Below are 23647 nucleotides of genomic sequence, written 5' to 3' on the forward strand. Positions count from 1 at the left end.
ACGTCGCCCTGTTCGCCGTTCACTGGACCGGGACAGGTTCAGTCGTCCGAACGCCTCTGAAGAACGGACTATTGGACAGGGGGTCAAGGCAGCTCGCGTCCCAGTCCTTGGTGGCGTCAGGCAATGTCGACGTCGAGCAGAGAGTCGAGGTGGGGATTTCCTCCGGCGGCCCCTTGGGCCCTCGCAGCATGTCGCCCTCGTCCATCACGCCGTTAAGCAGGAATAGCCAAGCGAGCGTGAGCGACATGTTCTGGCCGGGAAACCACTTCTCGAAGAGCGCTCTAGCCCCGGAGCGATGCGAGAACAGCTCATAGACCCGCCTCTGCACGAAGGCGACGAGTTCCGTGTCGTGCCGCGAGACGAGCAGCGCATAGGGCTCATAGGTATATGTCTTTCCGGCCGGCTGGACCCCGGGGCAGTCGCCGCCCCGCGCACGCCGCTCGGCCTCCTTTCCCTGGATGATCTCGAGATCGCCGGCATAGATCTTGTCCCGCGCTGCCCCTTCGCAGAACCAGGCGATGAGGTCATCGTGGCTTGGCTTCGGGCAAAGAACGTAGGACTGCGAAATTTCCGACACCGCCCTCAGGGACTGCGTCGGCTTCTGGACTGGTACGCCGCTGCCGGCGCCATCCGGGACAGGTTCTGGTTCGACACAGGCTGACGGCGTCCCTCTGGCGCAGCCCGCCGGCTTGTTGGCTGTACCCACCTTCAGGACGTCGGCCGTGCATATTTCCCAAGCGACGCGCTCGGCCGTGGATGAGGCAAGATAGCCGATCTGGACGGGATCACTGTTATACTGTCGCGCCGAGCGATAGAGATACGAGACGCCGGACACGAAGATGATGGGCGAGAAGATGCCGGCGTTCATGCGCTCGCTGTCGCCGAGCCAAAGCGTCGTCGCATCGCAGAGAACGTCGATCTTGTCGTCCGCGCCGCCATTCGCGATCATCTTGTCGTGCGATGGATCATTCGGTCCGCGAAGCCTTTTGAACCGGCTCTGCGGCTGGTCGATCACACGCTGCTCGATCTGCCACGGACTGTTTTCGAAGATCTGGTAACAGAGCTCGGCGACGTAGCCGAGATAGGGCTGCGGCGTGTCCTTCCTCTGCCCGGCCGGTTGGAACGAGAATGGTGGAATGTCGGATCGAAAGCCCAGCACGATCGTCGGCATCGCCGATTTGGCGGCATCGGCACGGGCGGGTGTCGCCAACCCGAAGACGAGGCCGCTGGCAACCACGGCCAGCGCGAGAACGCCAGCTTGAGCGGCCGCTTTGGCGGCCTTGGAGGAGGTCTGTCTCCTGATCTCATAGCGTTGCTGCGAACGACGATGCTGCCTTGTGAGCCCGATCACAGAGATGAAGACCGACGCCGAGATGACCAGGAGGTCCAGCGTCGAATAATAGGCGAAGCAGGTCTCGAGATTGTCGCGTCCCGCCCACCACATGCTCCACAGCGACAGCTCGAACGGCTCGTTGTGCCCGTCGATGAGACGCCGACACGGGATGGCCGCCGAGGTGCTCGCGACGAAGCTGAGATAGACGAGCGTGACTATCCCGGCTGTCGCCGCGATCCACAGGCGTCGGCGCGCAAAGGACTTGTCCGGATAGCGCAGGACAATGTTGATGCCGAGATAGCAGATGCCAGACACGGGCGCGAGCACGACATAGAAAAACAGGGTTCCCATATAGCGTTCCGACCCGAGCAGAGACTGCGTCATCTGCTCGATATTGCGGCTGGCCAGGGCCGTCTTCAGGATCGCGAAGAGCATCATGCCGCCAGCGGAAATGGCCAACGCCGCCAGCAATCCCGCGATATCACGCCACAGAACCGTGGTTTCAAGCATTCCCTCACGCGAAAACCGGCCATCTGTGACTTCGGCCAGCGTCGCGATTGTGGTCGCCGGCAACCAGACCAGGATGAACAGCTTGATCGTTTCCGCAGCCGCAATCAGCGTGAGATTGGATACCGAAAGCGGCACTCGAAAAATGGGCGGATGCCACTGGATCCATACGAAGATGAAGTAGACGGTGAAGATGACGGCCAGCATGTAGAGCGGAAAGCCCGTCGCCGGATTGTTATCCTCTTCCCGAAAGCGGCTGATGATCGTTTCCCTGAGATCGTCCTTCAAGTTCGCGAATTTGGACCCATAATCGACATAGATCGCCATGATGATGGCAAACTCGTCGCGGATGCGTTCAAGGACAACACAGGTATCGAGCAGTAATTTTTCATCATTCTTGCTCGTCGAGGCGCTATCGCTGCTGTCGCCTGTCCTTTGACTGGAATTGATCAGGCTGTCGAACAGCGCGAGCGCATCCTCCGCTTCGTCTCGCACCTCTCTTTCATATTCGTCGAGTTTTCGTCTGATATCCGGGTCGGACCACTGGAGATTTTCCTTGTAGGACCAGACGACAACCGCATGGAGGTTCTTGCTGAGCGTAATATAGCTCGCAAGCTTTGGTCCCAGGGTCTTCCTCACCCAGGCCGGATAGCTGGCGAGCGCCGTGACATCCTCGACGGGATTGCCATCGATCAGCGTCTTGATCCTGGTTGCCTTTTCCCGCAGGCGCGTCGGAATGCCGACGATTTCATGCGCGAACCGGCGCAGTATGTTTTCAGCTGGAATGAGTGGATTGAGCAGCGGCGCCAGGCCGCCGATGCCGGCAGCCAGAAGCAGAGGCCAGCGCCAGGACGTGAATTCGACCGAGCCGACGCTGACCTGAAGACCGGACACATTGATCTGCGAGGCCAGTTGGAAAATCACGCGGCCAAAGAACGACAGCATCGCGTAAATGAAGATGAGCAGGATGCAATAGATGACATAAGCCCGCCGGAGGGACTCGCTGTCCTTCAAATTCCAGATCTTGAGCTTCTTGAAATCGCGGAACGCGTCGGTATTGACGTCATAGCTGGGCTCGGCAAAGCGTTTCCATGCAAAAGCACAGATGAGGACCACACCCGCCAGAAAGGCGACGACGAACTCCCAGGAAACGGCTATTCCGACAAAGGGAAAGTCCCGTTGTGCTTCCGGGGTCAGTGAGGCGTACTGCCAAAGTGTCGTCGGGACGCTGTCCGGCCAATAGGCAGAGTTTGTGTCCACTTCCACCCCCTACGCAACGCAACATCACACCCGGGCACCATCATTGAAGGCAATGTCAGGCGGTCCGGCCGCGCGGTCTTCCACGACCGCTGCCCGGCGTTTCACCGGCCAGATGAACGGCACCGGGCCCTGCGATGGCGAACAGGCCTCGATCGATCCCGATCTCAACTTTGTCGACCGTCGAATGCGGACAGCAAAACGCAGCATTGCGGAGCGGCGCGCAGGCTCTGACGCAGCTATCGTTCAGGCTTCAGCGGCAGTGGCTCAGGCTAGCACTTCTGCTGTTGAGGATTGCATGGATCAGCCAGCGCGCTTTGATTTCCGAGCGACACGGGCGTGAGCAACAGCGCGAGAACTGCGAGGGCAAGCAAATACTTCATGATACGACCTCCGACATTCGACGTCAGGTCTGTGGAAGCATGCTATTGACATCGGCAGCAACTTATACCCCCTGGACGCGCCACGCAACTGCCACAATTGTGGCAGTCGACAGTTCGATGGCGGCCTGATTCTTCGGATTTCCGCGGGGTGTTCCGTCTATGTTTTGTCGTTACGCGCGAGCTCCCTCAGCCGCTCGCCGAGATAGCTGCCAGCCGTATAGCGCTCCGACAGCACGACGTCAGGCCGGGGCTGCAGGAACAGCGGGATCGACACGCGCGACTTGAAGCGCGAGTCGCCAGCCGGGTTGACGACGCGATGCGTCGTCGACGCATAGTAGCCGCCCGACGCCTCCTGCAGCATGTCTCCGACATTGATGACCAGCATACCGAAATCGAACGGCACGTCGACCCATTCGCCTTCGCCATTGAGGATCTGCAGCCCGCGCTCGTTGGCGGCCGGCAGGATCGTCAGGAGATTGATGTCCTCATGCGCCGCGGCGCGGATCGCGTCGGGATCCTCCTCGCCGGTCAGCGGCGGGTAGCGAAGAATGCGGAACAGCGTCCCCTCGCTACCGCGCATCATTTCAGGCAAAGGAACCGAGAATTTCGCCTTGACCTCGGCCGGCGTGTTGTCGTCGACCCAGGTCAGCAATTCCTCCGCGAGATCATGCGCCAGGCCGAAATAGCGCCGCGCCGCATCGGAGACCTCATCAGGGTAACGGCCCCACGAATAGAGGTGGAAATACTCCTTGAGGTCGCGCTTCTTGCCGCCCTTCGCCGTTTCAGCCTTGGCCGGCGGGAAGAAACCGTCATGCTTCTCGCCGACGAGATATTTGTGCTTGGCCTCGCTGTCGAAGAAATCAAGCCATTCGGAATAGATCTGTTCGACAAGCGGCTGTGGGATTGGGTGGTTGGTGAGGACGCCGAAGCCGGTCCGGCGCAGCGACTCGGCGAACAGCGCCGGTGCATTCGGATCACGATAATCGACGACGATGATGCCGCTTTCATGCGGCACCGCATCCCGCCTCGCATCGAACGCAGTCATGATAATCCCTCTCTGTTTTTGGCCGCGGCAAGCGCCGCTGCTTTGTCGGCATCATGAACCCGAAGCCGCGAGTGAGGCAATCCAGTTGCGCTGCGGCGGTCGCTCTCTGCCTAATTTCACGGCAGATGCTGCCTTCTGTGCCGCGTCATCCCGACATCATCACGACGTCCGATTGGCACTAGCCAAGAGTGAGCGCGTTATGTGCAATATCGTGAGACGAATTCGCGAGGATCAAACCGGACGAACAGAAGGCACGGCCGTTGGCACAGTGCTTGCCGGATTGATCGGGAACGCAGGGGAGTAAGGGCGGGAATGGGCGTTGCCTTCGACGAGATGGGCGCAAGCGGTGATGGCTGCCGGCCGGGCTATGAAGTCCTGAAGCGCTGGCTGGAATCGACTCCACCCGATCTTCTGGTGACGCGGCGCGCGGAGGCGGAGCTGCTGTTCCGCCGCATCGGCATCACCTTCAACGTTTATGGCGATGATGCGGGTGAGGAGCGGCTCATCCCGTTCGACATCATCCCGCGCATCCTGACCAAGCCGGAATGGAACATTCTCGCGCGCGGGCTCGAGCAGAGGACCAAGGCACTCAACGCTTTCCTCGCCGACATCTATTCGAAGGGCGAGATCCTGCGCGCCGGCCATGTGCCGGACGACCTTATCTACCGCAATCCCTACTACCGGCCCGAAATGGCCGGGCTGAAGTTAGCGCATGACATCTATGTGATGATCGCCGGCATCGACATCGTCCGCGTCGATCCCGAGACGTTCTATGTCCTCGAGGACAATGCCCGTACGCCCTCCGGCGTCTCCTACATGCTGGAGAACCGCGAGGTCATGATGCGTCTGTTCCCGGATCTCTTCGCCGAGCAGCGGATCGCCCCGGTCGAGAATTATCCCGACGCCCTGCTGGCGACGCTGAAGTCCGTCGCCCCGCGCTCGGCCTCGTCGGATCCGACCGTCGCCCTGCTGACGCCGGGCCCCTATAACAGCGCCTTCTACGAGCACTCCTTCCTCGCCGACAAGCTCGGCATCGAATTGGTCGAGGGCCGCGACCTGCAGGTGCGCGACAATGTCGTCTATATGCGCACGACCGAAGGGCCGAAGCGTGTCGACGTTCTCTATCGCCGCCTCGACGATGATTTCCTCGATCCCCTGACCTTCCGCCCGGACTCGGCGCTCGGTGTGCCCGGACTGATGAACGCCTATCGCGCCGGCAATATCACGCTGTCGAATGCGGTCGGCACAGGCGTCGCCGACGACAAGGCCGTCTATTCCTACATGCCGGAGATCGTCCGCTTCTATCTCGGCGAAGAGCCGATCCTGAAGAACGTCCCAACCTGGCGTTGCCGCGAGCCCGACGCGCTCAAATATGTGCTCGACCATCTTCCCGAGATGGTGGTGAAGGAAGTCGCCGGCTCAGGCGGCTATGGCATGCTCATCGGCCCTGCCGCCGACAAGAAGACGATCGCCGACTTCGCCGCCAAGCTGAAGGCCAATCCCGACGATTTCATCGCTCAGCCAACTCTGGCTCTGTCGACCTCGCCCACCTTCGTCGAGTCCGGCATCGCGCCGCGCCATGTCGATCTCCGCCCCTTCGTCCTTTCGGGCGGCGACAAGGTGCGGATCGTACCCGGCGGGCTCACGCGCGTTGCGCTCAAGGAAGGCTCGCTCGTCGTGAATTCGAGCCAGGGCGGCGGCACCAAGGACACATGGGTGCTCGATGCGTGAGGAACAGGCCATCCTCGCTCCGGCCGCCTCCCTTCGGGAGAAGCGGCGCTGTTCTCGAAATTCGTTCGCGTTCCAAGGTCTGACGCCCTCGCCCGCCTGCATGTCGTGGCGGGGCGGGGACCTTTGCATCCGGAGTTTCCGCCCGTGCTGAGCCGTACCGCCGACAATCTGTTCTGGCTCGCCCGTTATGTGGAGCGCGCCGAAAACACCGCGCGCATCGTCGATGCAGCCAATCGGCTGGCAGCGATGCCGATCGCCTATGCCGGCGAATCGAATGAATGGGAATCGGCCGTCGCCGCGACCGGAACGCTCGGCCTGTTCAAGTCGCTCGGCAAGGAGGCAACGGCGGAGAACGTCGTCGAATTCCTCGCTCTTTCACCGGAAAACCCGTCCTCAATCCGTTCCTGCCTCGAACGCGCCCGCGTCAACGCCCGCACGGTCCGCACCGCGCTGACTGGCGAGATGTGGGAGGCGATCAACGGCGCCTGGCTTGGCCTCCGCGATTTCGACCGCCTCGCCGGCGACCGCCTGAAGCTCAATGCCTTCCTGACCTATGTGAAAGAGGCATCGCTCCGCTTCGACGGCTCGGCCTATCGGACGATGCTCCGCAACGACGCCTTCTTCTTCTCGGGTCTCGGCAGCTTCATCGAGCGCGCCGACAACACCGCGCGCATCCTCGACGTCAAATATCACCTGCTGCTGCCCGAGCATGAGAGCGTCGGCGGCGGTCTCGACTTCTTCCAGTGGTCGTCGATCCTGCGCTCGGTCTCGGCCAACACGGCCTATCACTGGGTCTATCGCGAGAGCGTCAAGCCGTGGCTCGTCGCCGACCTCCTGGTTCTGAACGAGCAGCTGCCGCGTTCGCTTTCCGCCTGCTATGCGCGGATCTGCGAGTTCCTCGACGAGCTTTCGCTCGCCTATGGCCGCCAAGGGCCGGCCCAGCGCGTCGCGCGCTCGACTCGCAACCGGCTGCAGAATGCGACGCTGGAGGAGGTGTTCCAGGGTGGGCTGCACGAGTTCCTGACCGAGCTGATCGGCGAGAACACGCGTCTCGGCCAGGCCATCACCGATCAGTATCTCGCCTGAGGATCCTGACATGCGCCTCAGGATCGTTCACGAAACTGTCTATGCCTTCGATCCGCCGACCACCGGCGCGATCCAGACCCTGCGCCTGACGCCGCGCGGCCATGACGGCCAGTTCGTCGTCAACTGGCGTATCGAGGTCGATCACGACTGCCGCCTCGCCGGCGTCCTCGATCCCTTCGGCAATATGGTCCAGTCCTTCACCACCGAGGGCAAGCTCGACGGGCTCACCATCACCGCGCTCGGCGAAGTGGAAACGCATGACATGGCCGGCATGGTGCGCGGACAGTCGGAACGCTTCCCCATCGCCGTGTTCCTGCGCGACACGCCGTTGACGCAGTCGGACGCCGCGATCCGCTCGTTCGCACAGGTGATCGACGCCGCCGCGCCCAGCGATCCCTTGTCGCGCATGCACGCGCTGATGGACGGCCTGCATGACGAGATCGTGCCGGGCGAGGCCTCGGACGAGGGGGCGATCGCGACTTTCGCCGCCAAGACGGGCGATCCCCGCGCCATGGCGCATGTCTTCATCGCCGCCGCGCGCCATCTTGGCATTCCCGCGCGCTATGCGAGCGGCTATCTCTATCATCCGGATGCGACCGAACCGGCACAGGCCGAGCACGGCTGGGCCGAAGCGTTCATCGAAGGCGTCGGCTGGATCGGCTTCGACCCCTCGACCAATCTCTGCCCGACTGATTCGTATGTCCGCCTTGCGATCGGCCTCGATCGGGTCGCCGCGGCGCCCGTGCGCGGCGCCGCCTATGGCGATTGGAGCGCGGTTCCCAAGGTCTCGATCCGCGTTTCCGAAGCCGGTGCGTCAAAGTAGCGGTGATGTCGGCGCCATAGCGCTTGCGACTCGTGCCGTGAGTGTCGACAATCCGGCGCCCCGGACGGAGACGATATGCGGCCATGACCTATTGCGTTGGAATTCTCGTGCGCGAGGGTCTCGTCATGATCGCCGACACCCGGACGAATGCCGGGCTCGACAACATCGCGACCTTCCGCAAACTGCACCTCTTCCAGAAGGAAGGTGACCGCGTCGTCGCGATCGCCACGGCCGGCAATCTCGCCGTCAGCCAGTCGGTGCTCAACCTGCTCAGCGAGGGCATCAAGAACCCCGAGACCGGCGAGATCGAAACCATCTATTCGATCCCGAGCATGTTCAAGGTGGCGCAGTTCATCGGCCGCGCCATTCGCGAGGTCTATCGCATCCACGGCAAGTCGATGGAGCAACAGGCGGCGAGCTTCGACGTCACCATGCTGCTCGGCGGTCAGGTGAAGGGCGGTCGTCTCAGGCTATTCATGATCTATTCGGCCGGCAATTTCATCGAGGCGACGAGCGACACGCCCTATCTGCAGATCGGCGAGCACAAATATGGCAAACCGATCCTCGATCGCGCGGTCACGAGCGAGACGAGCCTCCAGGAGGCGTTGAAGCTCGGTCTCGTCTCGATGGATTCGACCATCCGCTCCAATCTCGGCGTTGGCATGCCGGTCGATGTCGCCACGATCCGCCGCGACGCGATCGAAGTCGACGTCCTGCACCGGATCGATCGCAACGACGAATATTTCCTCGATCTGCGTGAGCGCTGGTCAGCGGCGCTGCGTGCCGCGCATCAGGCGATCCCTGCCCCGCCCTATGGTCGCGACTGATCGAAGCGCGCCGACCCCTCAAGAAATCGGGTTGCCGGCCTGGAGCCAGCAACCCGATCCATCCGGTGCCGTGCAACGGGAGGAACCTGCGGCGCCGGCAGTCTAGTTGAGCGCGTATTCCGACGAAGCGATCCGCATCTCGGCGGCACTGATGACGCCATGATGCGCGACCTTGACCGAATGCAGCGGCCCCTCGATCTCCCGCTTCCAGAAGTCGAGGAAACGGTTGAGCTCGGGAAACTCCGGGGCGAGATCATAATCCTGCCAGACATAGGTTTGTAGCAACGCGGGATGATCAGGCAGGCGGTAGAGAATTCGGGCCGTGGTCAGACCGTAGCCCTGAAGCTGACGCAACAACGATGAAGGCATGGACACCTCGACATTGCGATTTCACGACGTCCTGGGAGGGACACTGAAATCGTGTCGCAGGGGGGCCTTGATTTCAACTGCACATTCGACGATTGTTCTGCTGAATCAATATTTTAGCAGCATAGGCGGCTGAGTGCTGCCAACCGGCCGGCGAACCCATCTTTACTGCAGCGCGCGTCGCCCAGACGGACAGCCAAACTAGAGCGCGTCAGGCAGCAACCGCCCGCCTGCCGCCTTGACGGCCTCCGGCGTGTCTAGGTCTCGGCTCACGCCCTCGCCAGCCGCAACCTCGATGACCTCCGTTGCGTGCGTCACAATGAGATCGCGGGCGCCTTTGTCGCCCTCGATCGCCATCAGCGCGGTGAAGAACCGACGCGGCCACAGCACGGGATTGCCGCGGCGGCCCTCGTGAACCGGCGCGATGATTGCGGTGCGGCCTGACGTCTCGAAAACATCGATGATCCGGTCAATGGTCTCGGCATCCATGAAAGGCATATCGCCAAGAAGGATCAGCGCAGCATCGATGTCCGCGCCGAGGGAGGCGATGCCGGCCCGGAGCGATGTCGCCATCCCCCGAGCAAAATTCGGATTGTGAACCTCGGCGCTATCCAGTCCAGCAAGCGCTGCCGTTATAGCCTCGCGTCGATGGCCGGTGACGACGATGACCGGCCGCGCACGGCTCGCCAGCGCGGTTCCGGTGACACGTCGGATCATGCTGGTGCCGTCGATCTCGGCGAGCAGCTTGTTCGGGCCGCCCATGCGGCGCCCCTCGCCGGCCGCGAGGATGACGGCTGCGACGCCGCTCACGCGCTCGCTCCGCGCCGCCGCAGCGCCTCGACCACTTCGGCAAGGATCGAGACCGCTATCTCGGCCGGCGATTGCGCGCCGATATCGAGCCCGATCGGCGCACGGATGCGTGCAGAATCAAAATGCTCGATGCCAAGCTGCGCGAGCCGATCGAGGCGCTTTGCATGCGTCTTTCGGCTGCCGAGCGCGCCGACATAGAAGCAGCCCGCTCGCAGCGCATCTGCCAGCGGCTGGTCATCGATCTTGGGATCGTGGGTCACAGCCGCGAGAGCCGTGAAGACATCGAGCGGCGCTTTCGCCAGCACCTCCTCCGGCCAGGCGGGAAAGAGTCGCGCCCCGGGAAAGCGACCCACGGACGCGAAAGCGGTGCGCGGATCGATGATCGTGACGTCGAGGCCGGCAATTTCGGCCATCGGCGCCAGCGCTTGGGCGATATGCACCGCGCCGATGACGACAAGGCGCGGAGACGGAAGCCGAACGGTCAGCATTACGCGGCCCGTCGCCGTCTCGATGAGGCCCGAACGGCCGGATCGGAAACGCGCAGTGATTTCCTCGCCCAGCGGATCGCCCTCGATCGCATCCGTCTCGAAGACCACGCGGCCGTCGCCGCCCTCAAGATCCGTGACGAGAATGACGGCGCGGCGTTCGCGGCCGGCCTCGGCGAGGGCAGCAAGTACGGGCGCACGCATCAGACGACGGTCTCGACATAGATGGCGATACGGCCTCCACAGGAAAGTCCGACCTGCCACGCCGTCTCATCGGCGACGCCGAATTCGAGGAGCCGCGGCCGCCCGTTCGCGATCACATCCGCCGCCTCTGCCACGACCGCGCCCTCGACGCAGCCGCCGGAGACCGAGCCTTCGAAGGCGCCGTCGGCATCGACGACCAGCTGGCTGCCGACCGGCCGCGGCGCCGACCCCCAGGTCTCGATCACGGTCGCGATCGCAATGCGCCGCCCTTTCTGCAACCATTGCTCGGCAATGGCGATCACGTCGCGGTCGGCGGGCGTGTCGGATTGGGTTCTGGACATGAAATGCTCCGCTTCTCCAACAAGGAGGTATCGATCGTCATCGATTGAGGTAGCCGCAGCGCCATATGGGGGGCCAGTCGAGGCTGGTCGGGGCATGTTCGAACCGCCGTCTCGGTTATATAGGTTGACGCCGACCCCGACCATGATGAGATGATTCCGACCGGCGAAACGCCATGGCGGAATCGGGGCAGCGGCAAGGACAGGGTAATGCCACGCATTGCGATGGACGATGGGATTGAACTCTATGTCGAGGCCGATCCGGATAACGGTAAACCACCGCTGCTGTTCCTGAACGCGCTGGGCGCCGACCACACGATGTGGGACGGACAGATGCCGCGATTTCGCGAGCATTTCCGCATCGTCCGCTTCGACGACCGCGGTCACGGCCAGTCGGAGCCGCCCGAGACCTCCTACACGATCGACCGGCTGGGGCGCGATGCACGCGGCGTTCTGGAGTCGCTCGGCATCGATGTGGCGCATGTCGTCGGACTGTCGAAGGGGGGCATGACGGCGGCATGGCTCGGAATCAACGCAGCCGAGCATGTCGAGAAGCTCGTGATCATCTCGTCCTCGCCACATCTTGCGCCGCGCGAAGTCTGGGAGGGCCGGGCCCAGACGGCCCGGAATGAAGGCGTGGAGGCTCTGGTCGACGCTGTCGTCGGGCGCTGGTTCACGGAGGCCTTCCGCACGCGCCATCCGGAAGTTTGCGCGCGCATCAGAGCGATGATCCTGACGGCCTCGGATGAGGGCTATGCCGCTTGCTGCGAAGCGCTGGCGGAGATGGACCTTCGCGACGACCTCGAACTCATCCCCGTTCCGACGCTCGCCATCTGCGGCGATTCGGACGCGGCGACACCGATCGCCAAGACGCGGGAGTGGGTATCCTCGATCGAGGGCGCGCGCCTCGAAGTGATCGGCAAGGCTGCCCATCTCGTCAATGTCGAGCAAAGCGCGGCCTTCGACGATCTGGTGCTGGAGTTTCTCCTGAAGTAGCCAGACCGCGGAAACCGCAGCGGCATTTTCAAGCCGGAGGCGGCGCCTCGTGCATCCCGACATCGGGATGCACGTGAAGGAGATACGGCGAGAGGGCATGCCGCTTTGGCAGGCCCATCACATGCCAGACGACCTGATAGGCCGCCTGCCAAGCTTCTTCCGAACTCGGCCCCTGCGTATCCTTATCGCCAGTGAAATTGACCAATACCAGCCAGGCATCGACGCCGTGCCGGCGCAGGAAGTCGAGATAGGCGATACGGTTGGCGAACTGATAGAAGTGCCCCGTCCATGGCGCCCGCTGCGGGGAAGCCTTGAGCCGCGTTGCAAGCTCGTCGAAAACGGCGTCGACCCGCACACGCGTCGCCTCGCCCACGGCTGTAGCCGGCGAAAACAATTCAGCGATCTGCGCTTTCGCCTCGACGAGCACTACGGCGCCGGTGTCGGTTTTCCCGAGCGCGTCCCATTGCGGCCCGCGCGCCGGCCAGAAATTCTGCAGCGCATCGGCAAGATGAAGTTGGCCCAGCAGGCCGAGGCAGGCCTCGTCGCGATATTCCGCATAGGCATCGGCAGCAAGTGGTGAATGCCAGCGGAGATCATTTCCGCCCGTTGCCGCGAGGATGGGCGCACCAAGCGTCGGCCATTGCTCGGCGACAGCGCGCTGAATCCATTTGAGGCTGCCTCGGCGGCCTTGCGGCTGTTCAATCCTCATGACCATGAACAATAGAGCGCCGCCCCGCCCGAGACCAGCCGGCAACCGCGATGAGCCGGCAAAAATATAAGGGACCCGCATGATCGTCCCGTTTTGCGCTGTGTGAGAATTGACCCGCTGCGCCCCAGCGCCCTAATTCTCGGCCATCTTGCAGCGGAGGTGATTCGATCATGGCGGTGCGATCGGACAAGCGATCCTCACGGAGCGGACTGACCCGGCGCGCATTTGGCTTCGGCGCCGCTGCGATGGCTCTCATCCCTGCTGCGGCGAGCGCGGCCGAGGTGGAAGATGTCGCCGACATGAAGCCCGGCGACTTCACCTGGCATCCCGACCGGTCGCCGAACGGTCCGGTCGCGATCGTCGTCTCGATCCCGAATCAGATGGTGTTCGTCTATCGCAACGGCATCCGCATCGGCGTTTCGACCTGTTCGACAGGCAAGGCTGGTCACGACACGCCGACCGGCGTCTTCACCATCCTGCAGAAGGATCGCACGCACCATTCGAGCCTCTACAACGAGGCTTCGATGCCCAACACAGAGCGGCTGACCTGGTCTGGCGTGGCGCTGCACGCGGGCGGCCTGCCCGGCTATCCCTCCTCGCATGGCTGCGTGCACCTGCCGCTGGCTTTCTCGTCGCTTCTCTACAGCGTCACGACGCTGGGAACGCCGGTGATCATCGCCGGTACGCATGACGAGCCGGTCGACGTCGGCCGCGATGGCCTCGTGCTGGCCGATATCGTCGCCGAGGAGGCCCGGACCGCTGCCGCCGTTGCCGAGCCGCATGGCGCATCAGCAGCGGCTCCCGAGCAAGCCGTGTCGATCATCGTCTCCAGCGCGGACAAGCGCATCCTCGTGCTCGTCAATGGTGTTACTGCGGCTGACGGTCCGGCGCATTTCGATTTTCCGGACAAGCCGCTCGGCTCCTACACCTTCGTGCTCAATCGCTCGGATTCGCCCACTGGTGACCTGCGCTGGCACGCGATCGGCTTCGATCGCGACAGCGCCGCGGCGGCCGATGCGCAGGGGACGTTGTTCCGCATTCATGCCGATCCGATGGTGACCGCAACCATCCAGTCGCTGATGAAGCCCGGCGACGTGCTCGTCACCACCGACCTGCCGCTTCATCCGGACGCGACGGGCAAGGATCTCGTCGTGATGAATTCAGCAATCAGCTGACCAAACGCCGGAAGGTCGCTTTGTCATTGACCGGCTCTGCCGGTAATGTTGGCGGATGAGGATTGAGACAGACCCCGGCACGCTGACCGCCGACGCGCTTGCCGCGCTGATCGAATGGTATCAGGCAAACGGCGTCGATACGGCAATCGACGAGGTTGCGATCGATCGTTTCGCCGCGCCACCGCCCGAGCCGACCTCTGCTCCCGTACCGCTCCCGGCCTTCGAATCATCCACGGCTGACGCGGCGGCATTCTCCGCCCGTTCGTCGGCCGCCGCGACGGCCTTCGCCCCTGCCCCGCCACGCGCGCCAGAAACGCCGGATACCGACATCGAGGCGGCACGGATCGCTGCGGCGTCGGCGCAGACGCTGGACGAACTGCGCGAGACGCTCGGCCGTTTCGAAGGCTGCTCCCTCCGCCTTACCGCCCGTTCGCTGGTGTTCGCCGACGGCAACCCGGCCGCCCGCGTCATGTTGGTCGGCGAGGCACCCGGCCGCGAGGAAGACCTGCAGGGCGTACCCTTTGTCGGCAGGTCGGGCCAGCTGCTCGACCGCATGCTCGCCGCCATAGGCCTTGATCGCGATCAGGTCTACATCGCCAATGTCGTGCCCTGGCGGCCGCCGGGCAACCGCACGCCGACGCCCGAGGAGACGGCAATCTGCCGGCCCTTCGTCAGGCGTCAGATCGCGCTGGTCGACCCGGATTTCCTGATCTGCCTCGGCGGCGCGGCGGCCAAGGAACTGCTCGATACCCGCGAGGGAATACTGCGCCTGCGCGGGCAATGGCTGGGTTTCGACACGGGCATGCGGACAATCCGCGCCATGGCGACGCTTCATCCAGCCTATCTGTTGCGCCAGCCGCTGCAGAAGCGGCTCGTATGGCGCGATCTTCTGGCGCTGAAGGCAGCCCTCGACACATAAAAACGCGGAAAGCTTGGGATATCCGAGCGTTGAGCGTTCTGGTGACGAGATATTCACGATGACGCGCCATGATTTCGACATGGCACGGGTCAACAAGGTGGCCGAAGCAATTTCCGCGTCGCGGCTCCTCGGCATCGTCGATCATCATGGCATCGCAGCTTGTTCCCGTCGCCGCGCTCCTCATGGGATCGGCCCTTCTCCTTGTCGCAGGCGGGCTGCATGGATTGCTCCTTCCCATCCGCGGCTCGATCGAGGGATTCACGACGACCGAACTCGGCCTGATCGGCACGGGCTGGGCCATCGGCTTCGTCGCGGGCTGCCTCGTCGTGCCGCGCATCGTCCGACGCGTCGGCCATGTGCGCGCCTATGGCGTGATGGCCTCGATTGCCAGCGTCGTCATCCTGCTGAACCTTCTCTATGTCTCACCGATCGCCTGGATCACGCTCAGGGCCTTTTCCGGTTTCTGCTTCGCCGGCGCGGCGATGATCGTCGAAAGCTGGCTCAACGAGCGGGCGACGCGTGAAAACCGCGGCACGATCTTCTCGGTCTATCAGATGGTGAATTTCGCCGCCTCGACGGCCGGTCAGCTGCTGATCACCACGGGCTCGACCCAGGGCTACGAGTTCTTCGTCCTCGGCGCGATCTTCTATTCGCTGGCGATCCTGCCTTCCGCCCTTTCGACGGCGCAGACCCCGCGCCCGCTCAAGACCACCAAGCTTGACCTCCGCCGCCTGTTCGTGAACTCGCCCGTCTCGGCGGTCGGCTGCTTCATCATTGGGATGGTGAACGGCGCCTTCGGCACGCTTGGCGCCGTCTACGGTCAGAAGATCGGCCTGCCGACCAGCGCGATTGCCCTCGTGATGAGTGGCGCCGTGCTCGGGGGCGCAATCACGCAGGTCCCGCTCGGCCGCCTGTCAGACAGGATCGACCGCCGCTATGTGCTGATCGGCGTCTCGTTCGCAGCCATCATCATGAGCGGAACGATCAGCCTCCTCAATCCGAACAGCGCTATGGTGGTCATCGCCCTGGTCGCAGGATTTGGCGGCATGATCTATCCGATGTACGGCCTCGCCGTCGCCCACGCCAACGACTATGCAGCGCCGGATGATTTCGTGAAGATCGCCAGCGGCCTGCTGCTGATGTCCGGCATCGGCACGATGATCGGCCCGATCGTCGCCGCCTTTGCGATGGAATGGGTCGGGCCGCAGGGCCTGTTCACCTTCTGCGGGCTGATGCATGCCAGCCTTATCGCCTATATTTTCTTCCGCCTGAGCCGCCGCCCCGCCGTCGCCGACGTGCCGCGCGACGCCTATCAGCCGATGCCGCCCCTGCGCGATGCGACGCCCGAGACGATCGCACTCGACCCACGCGCCTCGGAAGGCAAGCAAGCTTCCGTTTGATTTATCAAACCCTTGCTGGGGGTGGCGGATTCAATCTCTGAAGCGCCGAGCAGTTTCAATGCATCTTCAGCCGAGCCATCCGCCGCAGCGTTCGGCGCGATGGACCATGCGTGCACGCGCCGCTTGGTTACAGCCCTGAACCAGCTGAACCTGGTCGTCGCCCCCCCTCGCCGGGCGCGATGTCCACGACCTGCCGTCCGCCCGGTCAGCCCACTTTGGACCGAACATAGTCCCCGGCCTTTTATTCACACCCCGAAACATCCATCGTGGCTCGCCGGCCGGTGCTGTTGTTTTGTGCGTGCCGAATTGCTAAGCCAAAGGATCAACGAGGGGCCGACCGCAGGGTACGAGCCTCCGGCAAAAAGCGCGCTGCACCGGGGAACTTTCGCAGATGGAAATCTTCCTACAGCAATTGATCAATGGGATTACGCTTGGCTCGATCTACGGGCTGATCGCAATCGGCTACACGATGGTGTTCGGCATCATCGGCATGGTGAATTTCGCCCATGGCGACGTCTTCATGGTGTCCGCCTTCATCGCCATGATCTTCTTCCTGCTGTTCACGACCGTTCTCGGCGTGTCCTCCGTGATCATGGCCCTGATCGCGGTGATGATCATCGCGATGGTCCTGACCGGCCTGCTCAACTGGGCGATCGAACGTGTCGCCTATAGGCCTTTGCGCGGCTCCTTCCGCCTCGCGCCGCTGATTTCCGCGATCGGCATGTCGATCGTGCTCTCGAACTTCATCCAGGTCGCGCAAGGGCCGCGCAATAAGCCGCTGCCGCCAGTTCTGTCCGGCACCATCACGTTGATGGAGCGCAACAACTTCGCGGCCACGATCTCCTACAAGCAGATCATGATCTGGGTGGTGACGGCCGTCCTTCTGGCCGGCTTCTGGTATGTCGTTCAGAAGACGCCGCTTGGCCGCGCCCAGCGCGCCTGCGAGCAGGACCGCAAGATGGCCGCGCTGCTCGGCGTCAATGTCGATCGCACCATCTCCCTGACCTTCGTGATGGGCGCTGCGCTGGCGGCTGTCGCCGGCACGCTTTACCTCACCTATTACGGCGTCGTGAACTTCTCGGACGGCTTCACGCCGGGCGTTAAGGCGTTCACGGCCGCGGTTCTCGGCGGTATCGGCTCGCTGCCCGGCGCCGTGCTCGGCGGCCTCCTGATCGGCCTCATCGAGACATTCTGGTCGGGATATTTCTCGATCGACTACAAGGATGTCGCCGCCTTCTCGATCCTCGCCATCGTGCTGATCTTCATGCCGCAGGGCCTGCTCGGCCGACCGGAAGTCGAGAAGGTCTGACCATGGCAGCGGCAAAAACGACGTCCGGCCCCGGCGGTTCGATCGCCGGCGCCGCGCGCGACGCTATTCTTGCGGGCGTCGTCGCCCTTGGCATCTTCGGCCCGCTGGTCGGTCTCAAGACCGAGCAGAACATGCAGAACGAACTCGTCATCACGACGCGATGGGGCCTGGTGGCAATCATCGTCGGCATCGTGATCGCCGGACGCTTCCTGCTGACGACGACGATCTGGCCGGCCATGACGCGCAACAAGATGCGCGACAAGCCGGCGGCCACAGCGGGCGAAATTGCCTTCCGGGCCAGGCTTGCGCGCTGGTTCGCCCCAACCGGCCTCGTCTTCCTGTTCATCTATCCGGCGCTCATGGTCTATTTCCTGGGCTTCCAGGGCTCGTTGAAATGGGTCGACAATTTCGGCATCCAGATCCTGATCTATGTGATGCTCGGCTGGGGTCTCAACATCGTCGTCGGCCTCGCCGGCCTGCTCGATCTCGGTTATGTCGCCTTCTACGCTGTCGGTGCCTATTCCTACGCGCTGCTCGCCACGCATTTTGGACTGTCGTTCTGGCTGCTGCTGCCGCTCGCGGGAACGCTCGCCGCGCTCTGGGGCATCATGCTCGGCTTTCCGGTCCTGCGCCTCAGAGGCGATTACCTGGCCATCGTGACGCTCGCCTTTGGCGAGATCATCCGTCTGGTGCTGATCAATTTCCGCGAGCTTACCAACGGTTCGGCCGGCATTTCCTCGATCCCGAAGATCACCTTTTTCGGCATCTATTCGTTCGAGCTCTCGGCCCCCAACAATTTCGCCAAGGTGTTCGACCTGCCGATGTCGAGCGCCTATTACAAGATCTTCCTCTATTACCTCATCCTGCTGCTGGCGCTGCTGACCGCCTTTGTGACGTTGCGGCTGCGCAAGCTGCCCGTCGGCCGGGCCTGGGAGGCGCTGCGCGAGGATGAGATCGCGTGCCGCTCGCTCGGCATCAACACGACGAATACCAAGCTCACCGCCTTCGCGCTCGGCGCGATGTTCGGTGGCTTCGCCGGTTCGTTCTTCGCGGCGCGGCAGGGCTTTGTTAGCCCCGAGAGCTTCACCTTCATGGAATCCGCCGTGATCGTCGCCATCGTCGTGCTCGGCGGCATGGGCTCGATGATCGGCGTCGCCCTCGCGGCGGTGGCTATGATCGGCGGCACGGAGCTGCTGCGCGAGCTCGACTTCCTGAAGGCAGTGTTTGGCGAGGGCTTCGATCCCGATCAGTTCCGCATGCTGATCTTCGGCCTCGCGATGGTGCTGGTCATGATCTGGAAGCCGCGAGGCTTCGTTTCGGCCCGCGAACCGACCGTGTTCCTCAACGAGCGAAAATCGATCTCGGGCTCGTTCGTCAAGGAGGGTCACGGCTGATGTCGTCCGCCCTCTCAAGCGAGCCGACGCTGCGCCGCTGGACCGCCGACCCGGTACTCACCGTTGAGCATGTCCAGATGCGCTTCGGCGGCCTCGTCGCGGTCAACGATCTCTCCTTCGAGGTCGGCCGCGGCGACATCACCGCGCTGATCGGACCGAACGGCGCCGGCAAGACGACGGTCTTCAACTGCATCACCGGCTTCTACAAACCGACGCAGGGCATGCTGCTCTTGAAGCATGCGAAGGGCGACACATTCCTGCTGGAGCGAATGCCGGACTATCGCATTTCGGCCAAGGCCAGGGTGGCGCGGACGTTCCAGAACATCCGCCTGTTCTCGGGCATGACGGTGCTGGAGAACCTGCTCGTCGCGCAGCACAACCGCCTCATGCTCGCCTCGGGGATGACAATCCTCGGCGTTCTCGGCCTGCCCTCCTACAAGCGCGCTGAGAAGGAATCGATCGAGGCCGCGAAGTTCTGGCTCGAAAAGACGGGGCTCACCGCACGTGCCGATGATCCGGCCGGCGATCTGCCCTATGGCGCCCAGCGCCGGCTCGAGATCGCCCGCGCGATGTGCACGGAGCCGCAACTGCTCTGCCTCGATGAGCCCGCCGCAGGCCTTAATCCGCGCGAATCCGCCGAACTCAACACCTTGCTGCTCGACATCCGCAAGATGGGGACGACGTCGATCCTCCTGATCGAACACGACATGTCCGTGGTGATGGAGATCTCTGATCATGTCGTCGTGCTCGAATATGGCGTGAAGATCTCCGACGGCACGCCGTCCGAGGTCCGCAACGATCCACGCGTCATCGCCGCCTATCTCGGCGTCGACGACGAAGAGGTCGAGAAGGTCGAGGAACAGTTGGACGAACTCACCGAAGGAACAACGCCATGACCGTCACGACGGCCACGCCGCTGCTCCAGGTGCGCGGCGCCAAGACCTATTATGGCAAGATCATCGCGCTGAAGGGCGTCGATATCGACGTCAACAAGGGCGAGATCGTCACGCTGATCGGCGCCAACGGCGCCGGCAAGTCGACGCTCATGATGACGATCTGCGGCAACCCGCGTGCGCGGGAGGGCCAGATCCTCTTTGAGGGCCGCGACATCACCCAGATGCCGACGCACGAGATCGCCCGGCTTCGCATCGCCCAGTCGCCCGAGGGCCGGCGCATCTTCCCGCGCATGACGGTCCTGGAAAATCTCCAGATGGGCGCGGCGCTCGACAATCTGGCCTATTTCGACCAGGACGTGGAGCGCATGTTCACGCTCTTCCCGCGCCTCAAGGAGCGGATCAGCCAGCGGGGTGGCACGCTTTCGGGCGGCGAACAGCAGATGCTGGCGATCGCGCGTGCCTTAATGGCCCGGCCGAAGCTCCTGATGCTGGACGAGCCGTCGCTTGGTCTGGCGCCGCTTATCGTCAAGCAGATCTTCGACGCGATCGGCGAGCTGAACCGCAGCGAAGGGTTGACCGTCTTCCTCGTCGAGCAGAACGCCTATCATGCGCTGAGGCTCGCCCATCGCGGCTATGTCCTCGTCAACGGCTCCGTCACGATGTCCGGGCCGGGTCGCGAGCTGCTCGAAAAGCCCGAGATCCGCGCGGCCTATCTCGAGGGTGGCGCGCATTGACCGGTCCTCTGCCCTCGGCCCTGGCCGCCGACCGCCTTGCCCTCCCGCCGTCCGACGGCGTGGATAGACTTCGGGAGTGACGACGATGCAGGGCCTTCTCTACGAAGAACAATCGATCTTCATCTTCACCTTCGTCACGCTGATCCTCGGCGGGGCCGGCGCCTGGATGACGGGACGCGCCTGTGCCCATACCTGGCGGCCCTATCCGCCGCTGGTGGTCTATCTCGTGATCCTCTCGTTCGGGGTACGCTTCATCCATTTCGCGCTTTTCGGCGGTACGCTCTTGTCGCTGCACTACTGGCTGATCGACCTGGCAATTCTGCTGGCCATCGGAACGATCGCCTATCGCTATACTTTGGCGGAACAGATGGTTGCTCAATATCACTGGCTCTATGAAAAATCGGGCGCCTTTTCATGGCGCGCGAAATAGCCTTTGCCAACAGACATAAGCTTTTGTGAAAGCAACGACTTACTGGTGGAGAAGGATCCAGAATCCGGGTGACAGGACCCGCAAAATCGGCAAGATGCCTGATCAAGGCGCGTTCAACATCCGCCGAAAACGCTCCAGAGCGAACTTCCAGTAACAACGGGAGACATCAATGAAGAAGTCCCTCATGTCCGGCCTCGTGCTTGCAGCGAGTCTGGCATTTTCCGGCGCCGCCCATGCCGATATCAAGATTGGCGTCGCTGGTCCTCTGACTGGCGCCAATGCGGCGTTCGGCGCCCAGCTCCAGAAGGGTGCGGAGCAGGCCGTCGCCGACATCAACGCGAAGGGCGGCGTGCTGGGCCAGAAGCTAGTCGTCGAACTCGGCGACGACGTTTCGGACGCCAAGCAGGGCGTCTCGGTCGCCAACAAGTTCGTCGGCGATGGCGTGACCTTCGTGGTCGGCCACTTCAATTCGAGCGTGTCGATCCCGGCGTCCGAAGTCTATGCCGAGAATGGCATCCTTCAGATCACCCCGGCCTCGACCAACCCGACCTTCACCGAGCGCGGCCTGTGGAACACGTTCCGCACCTGCGGTCGTGACGATCAGCAGGGCGCGGTTGCCGGCAAGTACATTGCCGAAAACCTCAAGGGCAAGCCGGTCGCGATCATCCACGACAAGACGACCTACGGTCAGGGCCTCGCGGACGAGACCAAGAAGGCGCTCAACGCTGCTGGCGTGACGGAAGTCATGTATGAAGGCGTCAATGTCGGCGACAAGGACTTCTCGGCCCTCATCTCCAAGATGAAGGCCGCGGGCGTCGAGATCATCTACTGGGGCGGCCTGCACACCGAAGGCGGCCTGATCGTCCGCCAGTCGGCCGAGCAGGGCCTGAAGGCGACCCTCTTCTCCGGCGATGGCATCGTCTCGAACGAGTTTGCCTCGATCGCCGGCCCGGCCGCCGAAGGCACGCTCAACACCTTCTCGCCCGATCCGCGCAATAACCCGATGGCAACCGCTGCCGTGAAGGAATTCCGCGATGCCGGCTTCGAGCCGGAGGCCTACACGCTGTACTCTTACGCGTCCGTCCAGGTCATCGTCGACGCGATCACCAAGGCCGGCAGCGCCGATCCGCAGAAGGTCGCCGAAGCCCTGAAGTCCGGTGGACCGTTCGAAACCGTGATCGGTCCGCTTTCCTTCGACGCGAAGGGCGACCGCACGACGGCCGACTACGTCATGTGGATCTGGAAGAAGGGCGACGACGGCAAGATCACCAACGTCCCGATGTAATCCACGGACGATCGATGCATCAGCGCCGGCCCCGATCGGGGGCCGGCGTTTTCATTTCGGCCGCGCTTGTGCATGATCGGCCATCCTCGATGGACATGAGCATGAGACGGCTTCTTCTCGCATTCCTTCTAGCTACGGCCTGTGCCGGGCTCGCCCGCGCCGATATCCGCATCGCGGTCATCGCGCCATTGTCTGGCCCGTATCAGACGCTTGGCCAGGAGATCAAAGCCGGGGCCTCACGCGCCGTGGCAGATTTGAATGACGCTGGCGGCATCGACGGCGAAAAGCTCCGCCTCGACATCGCCGACGACATCTGCCGGGCAGACACGGCCGCAACCGCCGCGGCCAAGGCTATCGCGCGCGGCGATGTCTTCGTCGTCGGCCATGTCTGCGCTGCGGAAGGCGATGCCGCCGCCGCCGTGTATGCCGACAAGGGCATCCTCGCGATCAGCCCGGCCATCACGGCGAATGACTTCACAGATCACCGGCCCGGTCCATCGATCCTCCGCCTCGCCGCCCGCGACGACGCGCAAGGCACTGCTGCCGGGGCCTTCCTGGCAAAGACCTATGGCAAGAAGCGGATCGCCGTCGTCAATGACGGCTCGCCCTATGGCAAGACGCTCGCCGAGGCCGTCGTGGCGGGGCTGAATGCCGCCGGGGTCAAGGAAGCGCGAAGCGACAGTTTTGAGCCCGGTGCCAAGGACTATGCCGGCCTCGTCGATGTCATGATCGATGACGGCATCGGCGTGCTCTATGTCGCCGGCTATGACGGCGACGTGGCATTGATTGCCGCTGCGCTGAAGTCGCGCGGCTCCGACATCGTGCTGATGGGCGGAGATGCGCTGGCGACGAGCGAATTCGGCAACGCTGCCGGACCCGCCGCGGACGGCACGCTGATGACCTTTTTCACCGACTGGCGCAGCCACAAGCCGGCCGAAGCAATCGCCGCGGCGTTCCGGGCTGACGATATCGAGCCGCGCGGCTTCGTGCTGCCGGCCTATGCCGCAGTGCAGCTTTTCGCCGCCGCTCGCAAGGCGACCGGCTCTGCCAAGGGGAGCGCCCTCGCCGCGTGGCTAGGTAGCCACACTGTAGATACGGTGCTCGGCCCGGTCGGGTTCGACGCCAAAGGCGACGCGACGCTGCCCGGCTTCGAGATCTACCGCTGGGGCGCGGAGTCCTTCGAGCCGCTGCCAGGCTCTTGAGCG

At 63.3% G+C, this 23647-nt stretch carries 21 protein-coding genes and 1 pseudogene; 15 read left to right on the forward strand and 7 right to left on the reverse strand.

Going from position 1 to position 23647, the window contains the following annotated elements:
• Positions 1 to 19 precede the first annotated feature (19 nt).
• Both LB518_RS14635 and LB518_RS14640 read right to left on the reverse strand, forming a co-directional pair.
• The gene (locus LB518_RS14635) at positions 20 to 3100 is read right to left on the reverse strand and encodes a type 2 periplasmic-binding domain-containing protein (protein WP_224578259.1); all 3081 of its coding nucleotides are present in this window, start codon (positions 3098 to 3100) and stop codon (positions 20 to 22) included.
• Positions 3101 to 3637: 537 nt separating this feature from the next.
• Complete coding sequence (locus LB518_RS14640) at positions 3638 to 4525, reverse strand: 2OG-Fe(II) oxygenase family protein (protein ID WP_224578260.1); 888 nt, start codon at positions 4523 to 4525, stop codon at positions 3638 to 3640.
• Positions 4526 to 4837: 312 nt separating this feature from the next.
• On the opposite strand from LB518_RS14640, the gene LB518_RS14645 reads away from it, so the two are divergent.
• The 4 genes from LB518_RS14645 to LB518_RS14660 all read left to right on the forward strand — a co-directional run bounded on the left by LB518_RS14645 (position 4838) and on the right by LB518_RS14660 (position 8992).
• A complete protein-coding gene (locus LB518_RS14645; RefSeq protein ID WP_224578261.1) occupies positions 4838 to 6256 on the forward strand; it encodes a circularly permuted type 2 ATP-grasp protein in 1419 nt (472 codons plus the stop codon).
• A gap of 144 nt (positions 6257 to 6400) precedes the next feature.
• Positions 6401 to 7342 carry an alpha-E domain-containing protein gene (locus LB518_RS14650; RefSeq protein WP_224578262.1) on the forward strand — a complete coding sequence of 314 codons (942 nt, stop codon included), beginning with the start codon at positions 6401 to 6403 and terminating at the stop codon, positions 7340 to 7342.
• Between the two features lie 10 nt (positions 7343 to 7352).
• A complete protein-coding gene (locus tag LB518_RS14655; protein ID WP_224578263.1) occupies positions 7353 to 8165 on the forward strand; it encodes a transglutaminase family protein in 813 nt (270 codons plus the stop codon).
• Between the two features lie 83 nt (positions 8166 to 8248).
• Complete coding sequence (locus tag LB518_RS14660; RefSeq protein ID WP_224578264.1) at positions 8249 to 8992, forward strand: proteasome-type protease; 744 nt, start codon at positions 8249 to 8251, stop codon at positions 8990 to 8992.
• 102 nt (positions 8993 to 9094) lie between these two features.
• On the opposite strand, the gene LB518_RS14665 is transcribed toward LB518_RS14660, so the two are convergent.
• The 4 genes from LB518_RS14665 to LB518_RS14680 all read right to left on the reverse strand — a co-directional run bounded on the left by LB518_RS14665 (position 9095) and on the right by LB518_RS14680 (position 11198).
• Positions 9095 to 9361 carry an usg protein gene (locus LB518_RS14665; RefSeq protein WP_224578265.1) on the reverse strand — a complete coding sequence of 89 codons (267 nt, stop codon included), beginning with the start codon at positions 9359 to 9361 and terminating at the stop codon, positions 9095 to 9097.
• Between the two features lie 198 nt (positions 9362 to 9559).
• On the reverse strand, positions 9560 to 10168 hold the full coding sequence (locus tag LB518_RS14670) for a nucleotidyltransferase family protein (protein WP_224578266.1): 609 nt from the start codon (positions 10166 to 10168) through the stop codon (positions 9560 to 9562).
• Positions 10165 to 10857: an XdhC family protein gene (locus LB518_RS14675; protein WP_224578267.1), complete on the reverse strand. Its 693-nt coding sequence runs from the start codon at positions 10855 to 10857 to the stop codon at positions 10165 to 10167. The genes LB518_RS14670 and LB518_RS14675 overlap by 4 nt, the downstream gene beginning before the upstream one ends.
• Entirely contained in the window at positions 10857 to 11198 is a 342-nt protein-coding gene (locus LB518_RS14680) for an XdhC family protein (protein ID WP_224578268.1), read from the reverse strand. The genes LB518_RS14675 and LB518_RS14680 overlap by 1 nt, the downstream gene beginning before the upstream one ends.
• 207 nt (positions 11199 to 11405) lie before the next feature.
• Here LB518_RS14680 and pcaD point away from each other — a divergent pair, with 207 nt between their 5' ends.
• Complete coding sequence (gene pcaD, locus LB518_RS14685; protein ID WP_224578269.1) at positions 11406 to 12191, forward strand: 3-oxoadipate enol-lactonase; 786 nt, start codon at positions 11406 to 11408, stop codon at positions 12189 to 12191.
• A gap of 28 nt (positions 12192 to 12219) precedes the next feature.
• On the opposite strand, the gene LB518_RS14690 is transcribed toward pcaD, so the two are convergent.
• Entirely contained in the window at positions 12220 to 12906 is a 687-nt protein-coding gene (locus LB518_RS14690; protein WP_224578270.1) for a hypothetical protein, read from the reverse strand.
• Between the two features lie 164 nt (positions 12907 to 13070).
• Here LB518_RS14690 and LB518_RS14695 point away from each other — a divergent pair, with 164 nt between their 5' ends.
• The 10 genes and pseudogenes from LB518_RS14695 (at position 13071) to LB518_RS14740 (ending at position 23644) form a co-directional block, all read left to right on the forward strand.
• The gene (locus tag LB518_RS14695) at positions 13071 to 14075 is read left to right on the forward strand and encodes a L,D-transpeptidase (protein ID WP_224578271.1); all 1005 of its coding nucleotides are present in this window, start codon (positions 13071 to 13073) and stop codon (positions 14073 to 14075) included.
• 55 nt (positions 14076 to 14130) lie between these two features.
• Complete coding sequence (locus tag LB518_RS14700; RefSeq protein ID WP_224578272.1) at positions 14131 to 14994, forward strand: uracil-DNA glycosylase; 864 nt, start codon at positions 14131 to 14133, stop codon at positions 14992 to 14994.
• Positions 14995 to 15140: 146 nt separating this feature from the next.
• On the forward strand, positions 15141 to 16394 hold the full coding sequence (locus tag LB518_RS14705) for an MFS transporter (protein WP_224578273.1): 1254 nt from the start codon (positions 15141 to 15143) through the stop codon (positions 16392 to 16394).
• A gap of 391 nt (positions 16395 to 16785) precedes the next feature.
• A complete protein-coding gene (locus LB518_RS14710; RefSeq protein ID WP_224578274.1) occupies positions 16786 to 17703 on the forward strand; it encodes a branched-chain amino acid ABC transporter permease in 918 nt (305 codons plus the stop codon).
• Between the two features lie 2 nt (positions 17704 to 17705).
• Positions 17706 to 19097 (forward strand): high-affinity branched-chain amino acid ABC transporter permease LivM, encoded by a 1392-nt coding sequence (gene livM, locus LB518_RS14715; RefSeq protein ID WP_224578275.1) that lies wholly within the window; start codon positions 17706 to 17708, stop codon positions 19095 to 19097.
• A pseudogene (locus tag LB518_RS14720) lies at positions 19097 to 19969 on the forward strand (ABC transporter ATP-binding protein); the annotation flags it as partial. The gene livM and the pseudogene LB518_RS14720, both read left to right, overlap by 1 nt.
• A gap of 20 nt (positions 19970 to 19989) precedes the next feature.
• Entirely contained in the window at positions 19990 to 20727 is a 738-nt protein-coding gene (locus tag LB518_RS14725; RefSeq protein ID WP_224578277.1) for an ABC transporter ATP-binding protein, read from the forward strand.
• Positions 20728 to 20812: 85 nt separating this feature from the next.
• Complete coding sequence (locus tag LB518_RS14730; RefSeq protein ID WP_224578278.1) at positions 20813 to 21157, forward strand: DUF6867 family protein; 345 nt, start codon at positions 20813 to 20815, stop codon at positions 21155 to 21157.
• 169 nt (positions 21158 to 21326) lie between these two features.
• Positions 21327 to 22442, forward strand: coding sequence for a branched-chain amino acid ABC transporter substrate-binding protein (locus tag LB518_RS14735; protein WP_224578279.1), 1116 nt, complete (start codon positions 21327 to 21329; stop codon positions 22440 to 22442).
• Between the two features lie 101 nt (positions 22443 to 22543).
• Positions 22544 to 23644, forward strand: a complete 1101-nt coding sequence (locus tag LB518_RS14740) for a branched-chain amino acid ABC transporter substrate-binding protein (RefSeq protein ID WP_224578280.1) — start codon at positions 22544 to 22546, stop codon at positions 23642 to 23644.
• The last annotated feature ends 3 nt before the right edge of the window (positions 23645 to 23647 follow it).

Source organism: Mesorhizobium sp. BR1-1-16 (genome assembly GCF_020165495.1).
GTDB lineage: Bacteria > Pseudomonadota > Alphaproteobacteria > Rhizobiales > Kaistiaceae > Kaistia.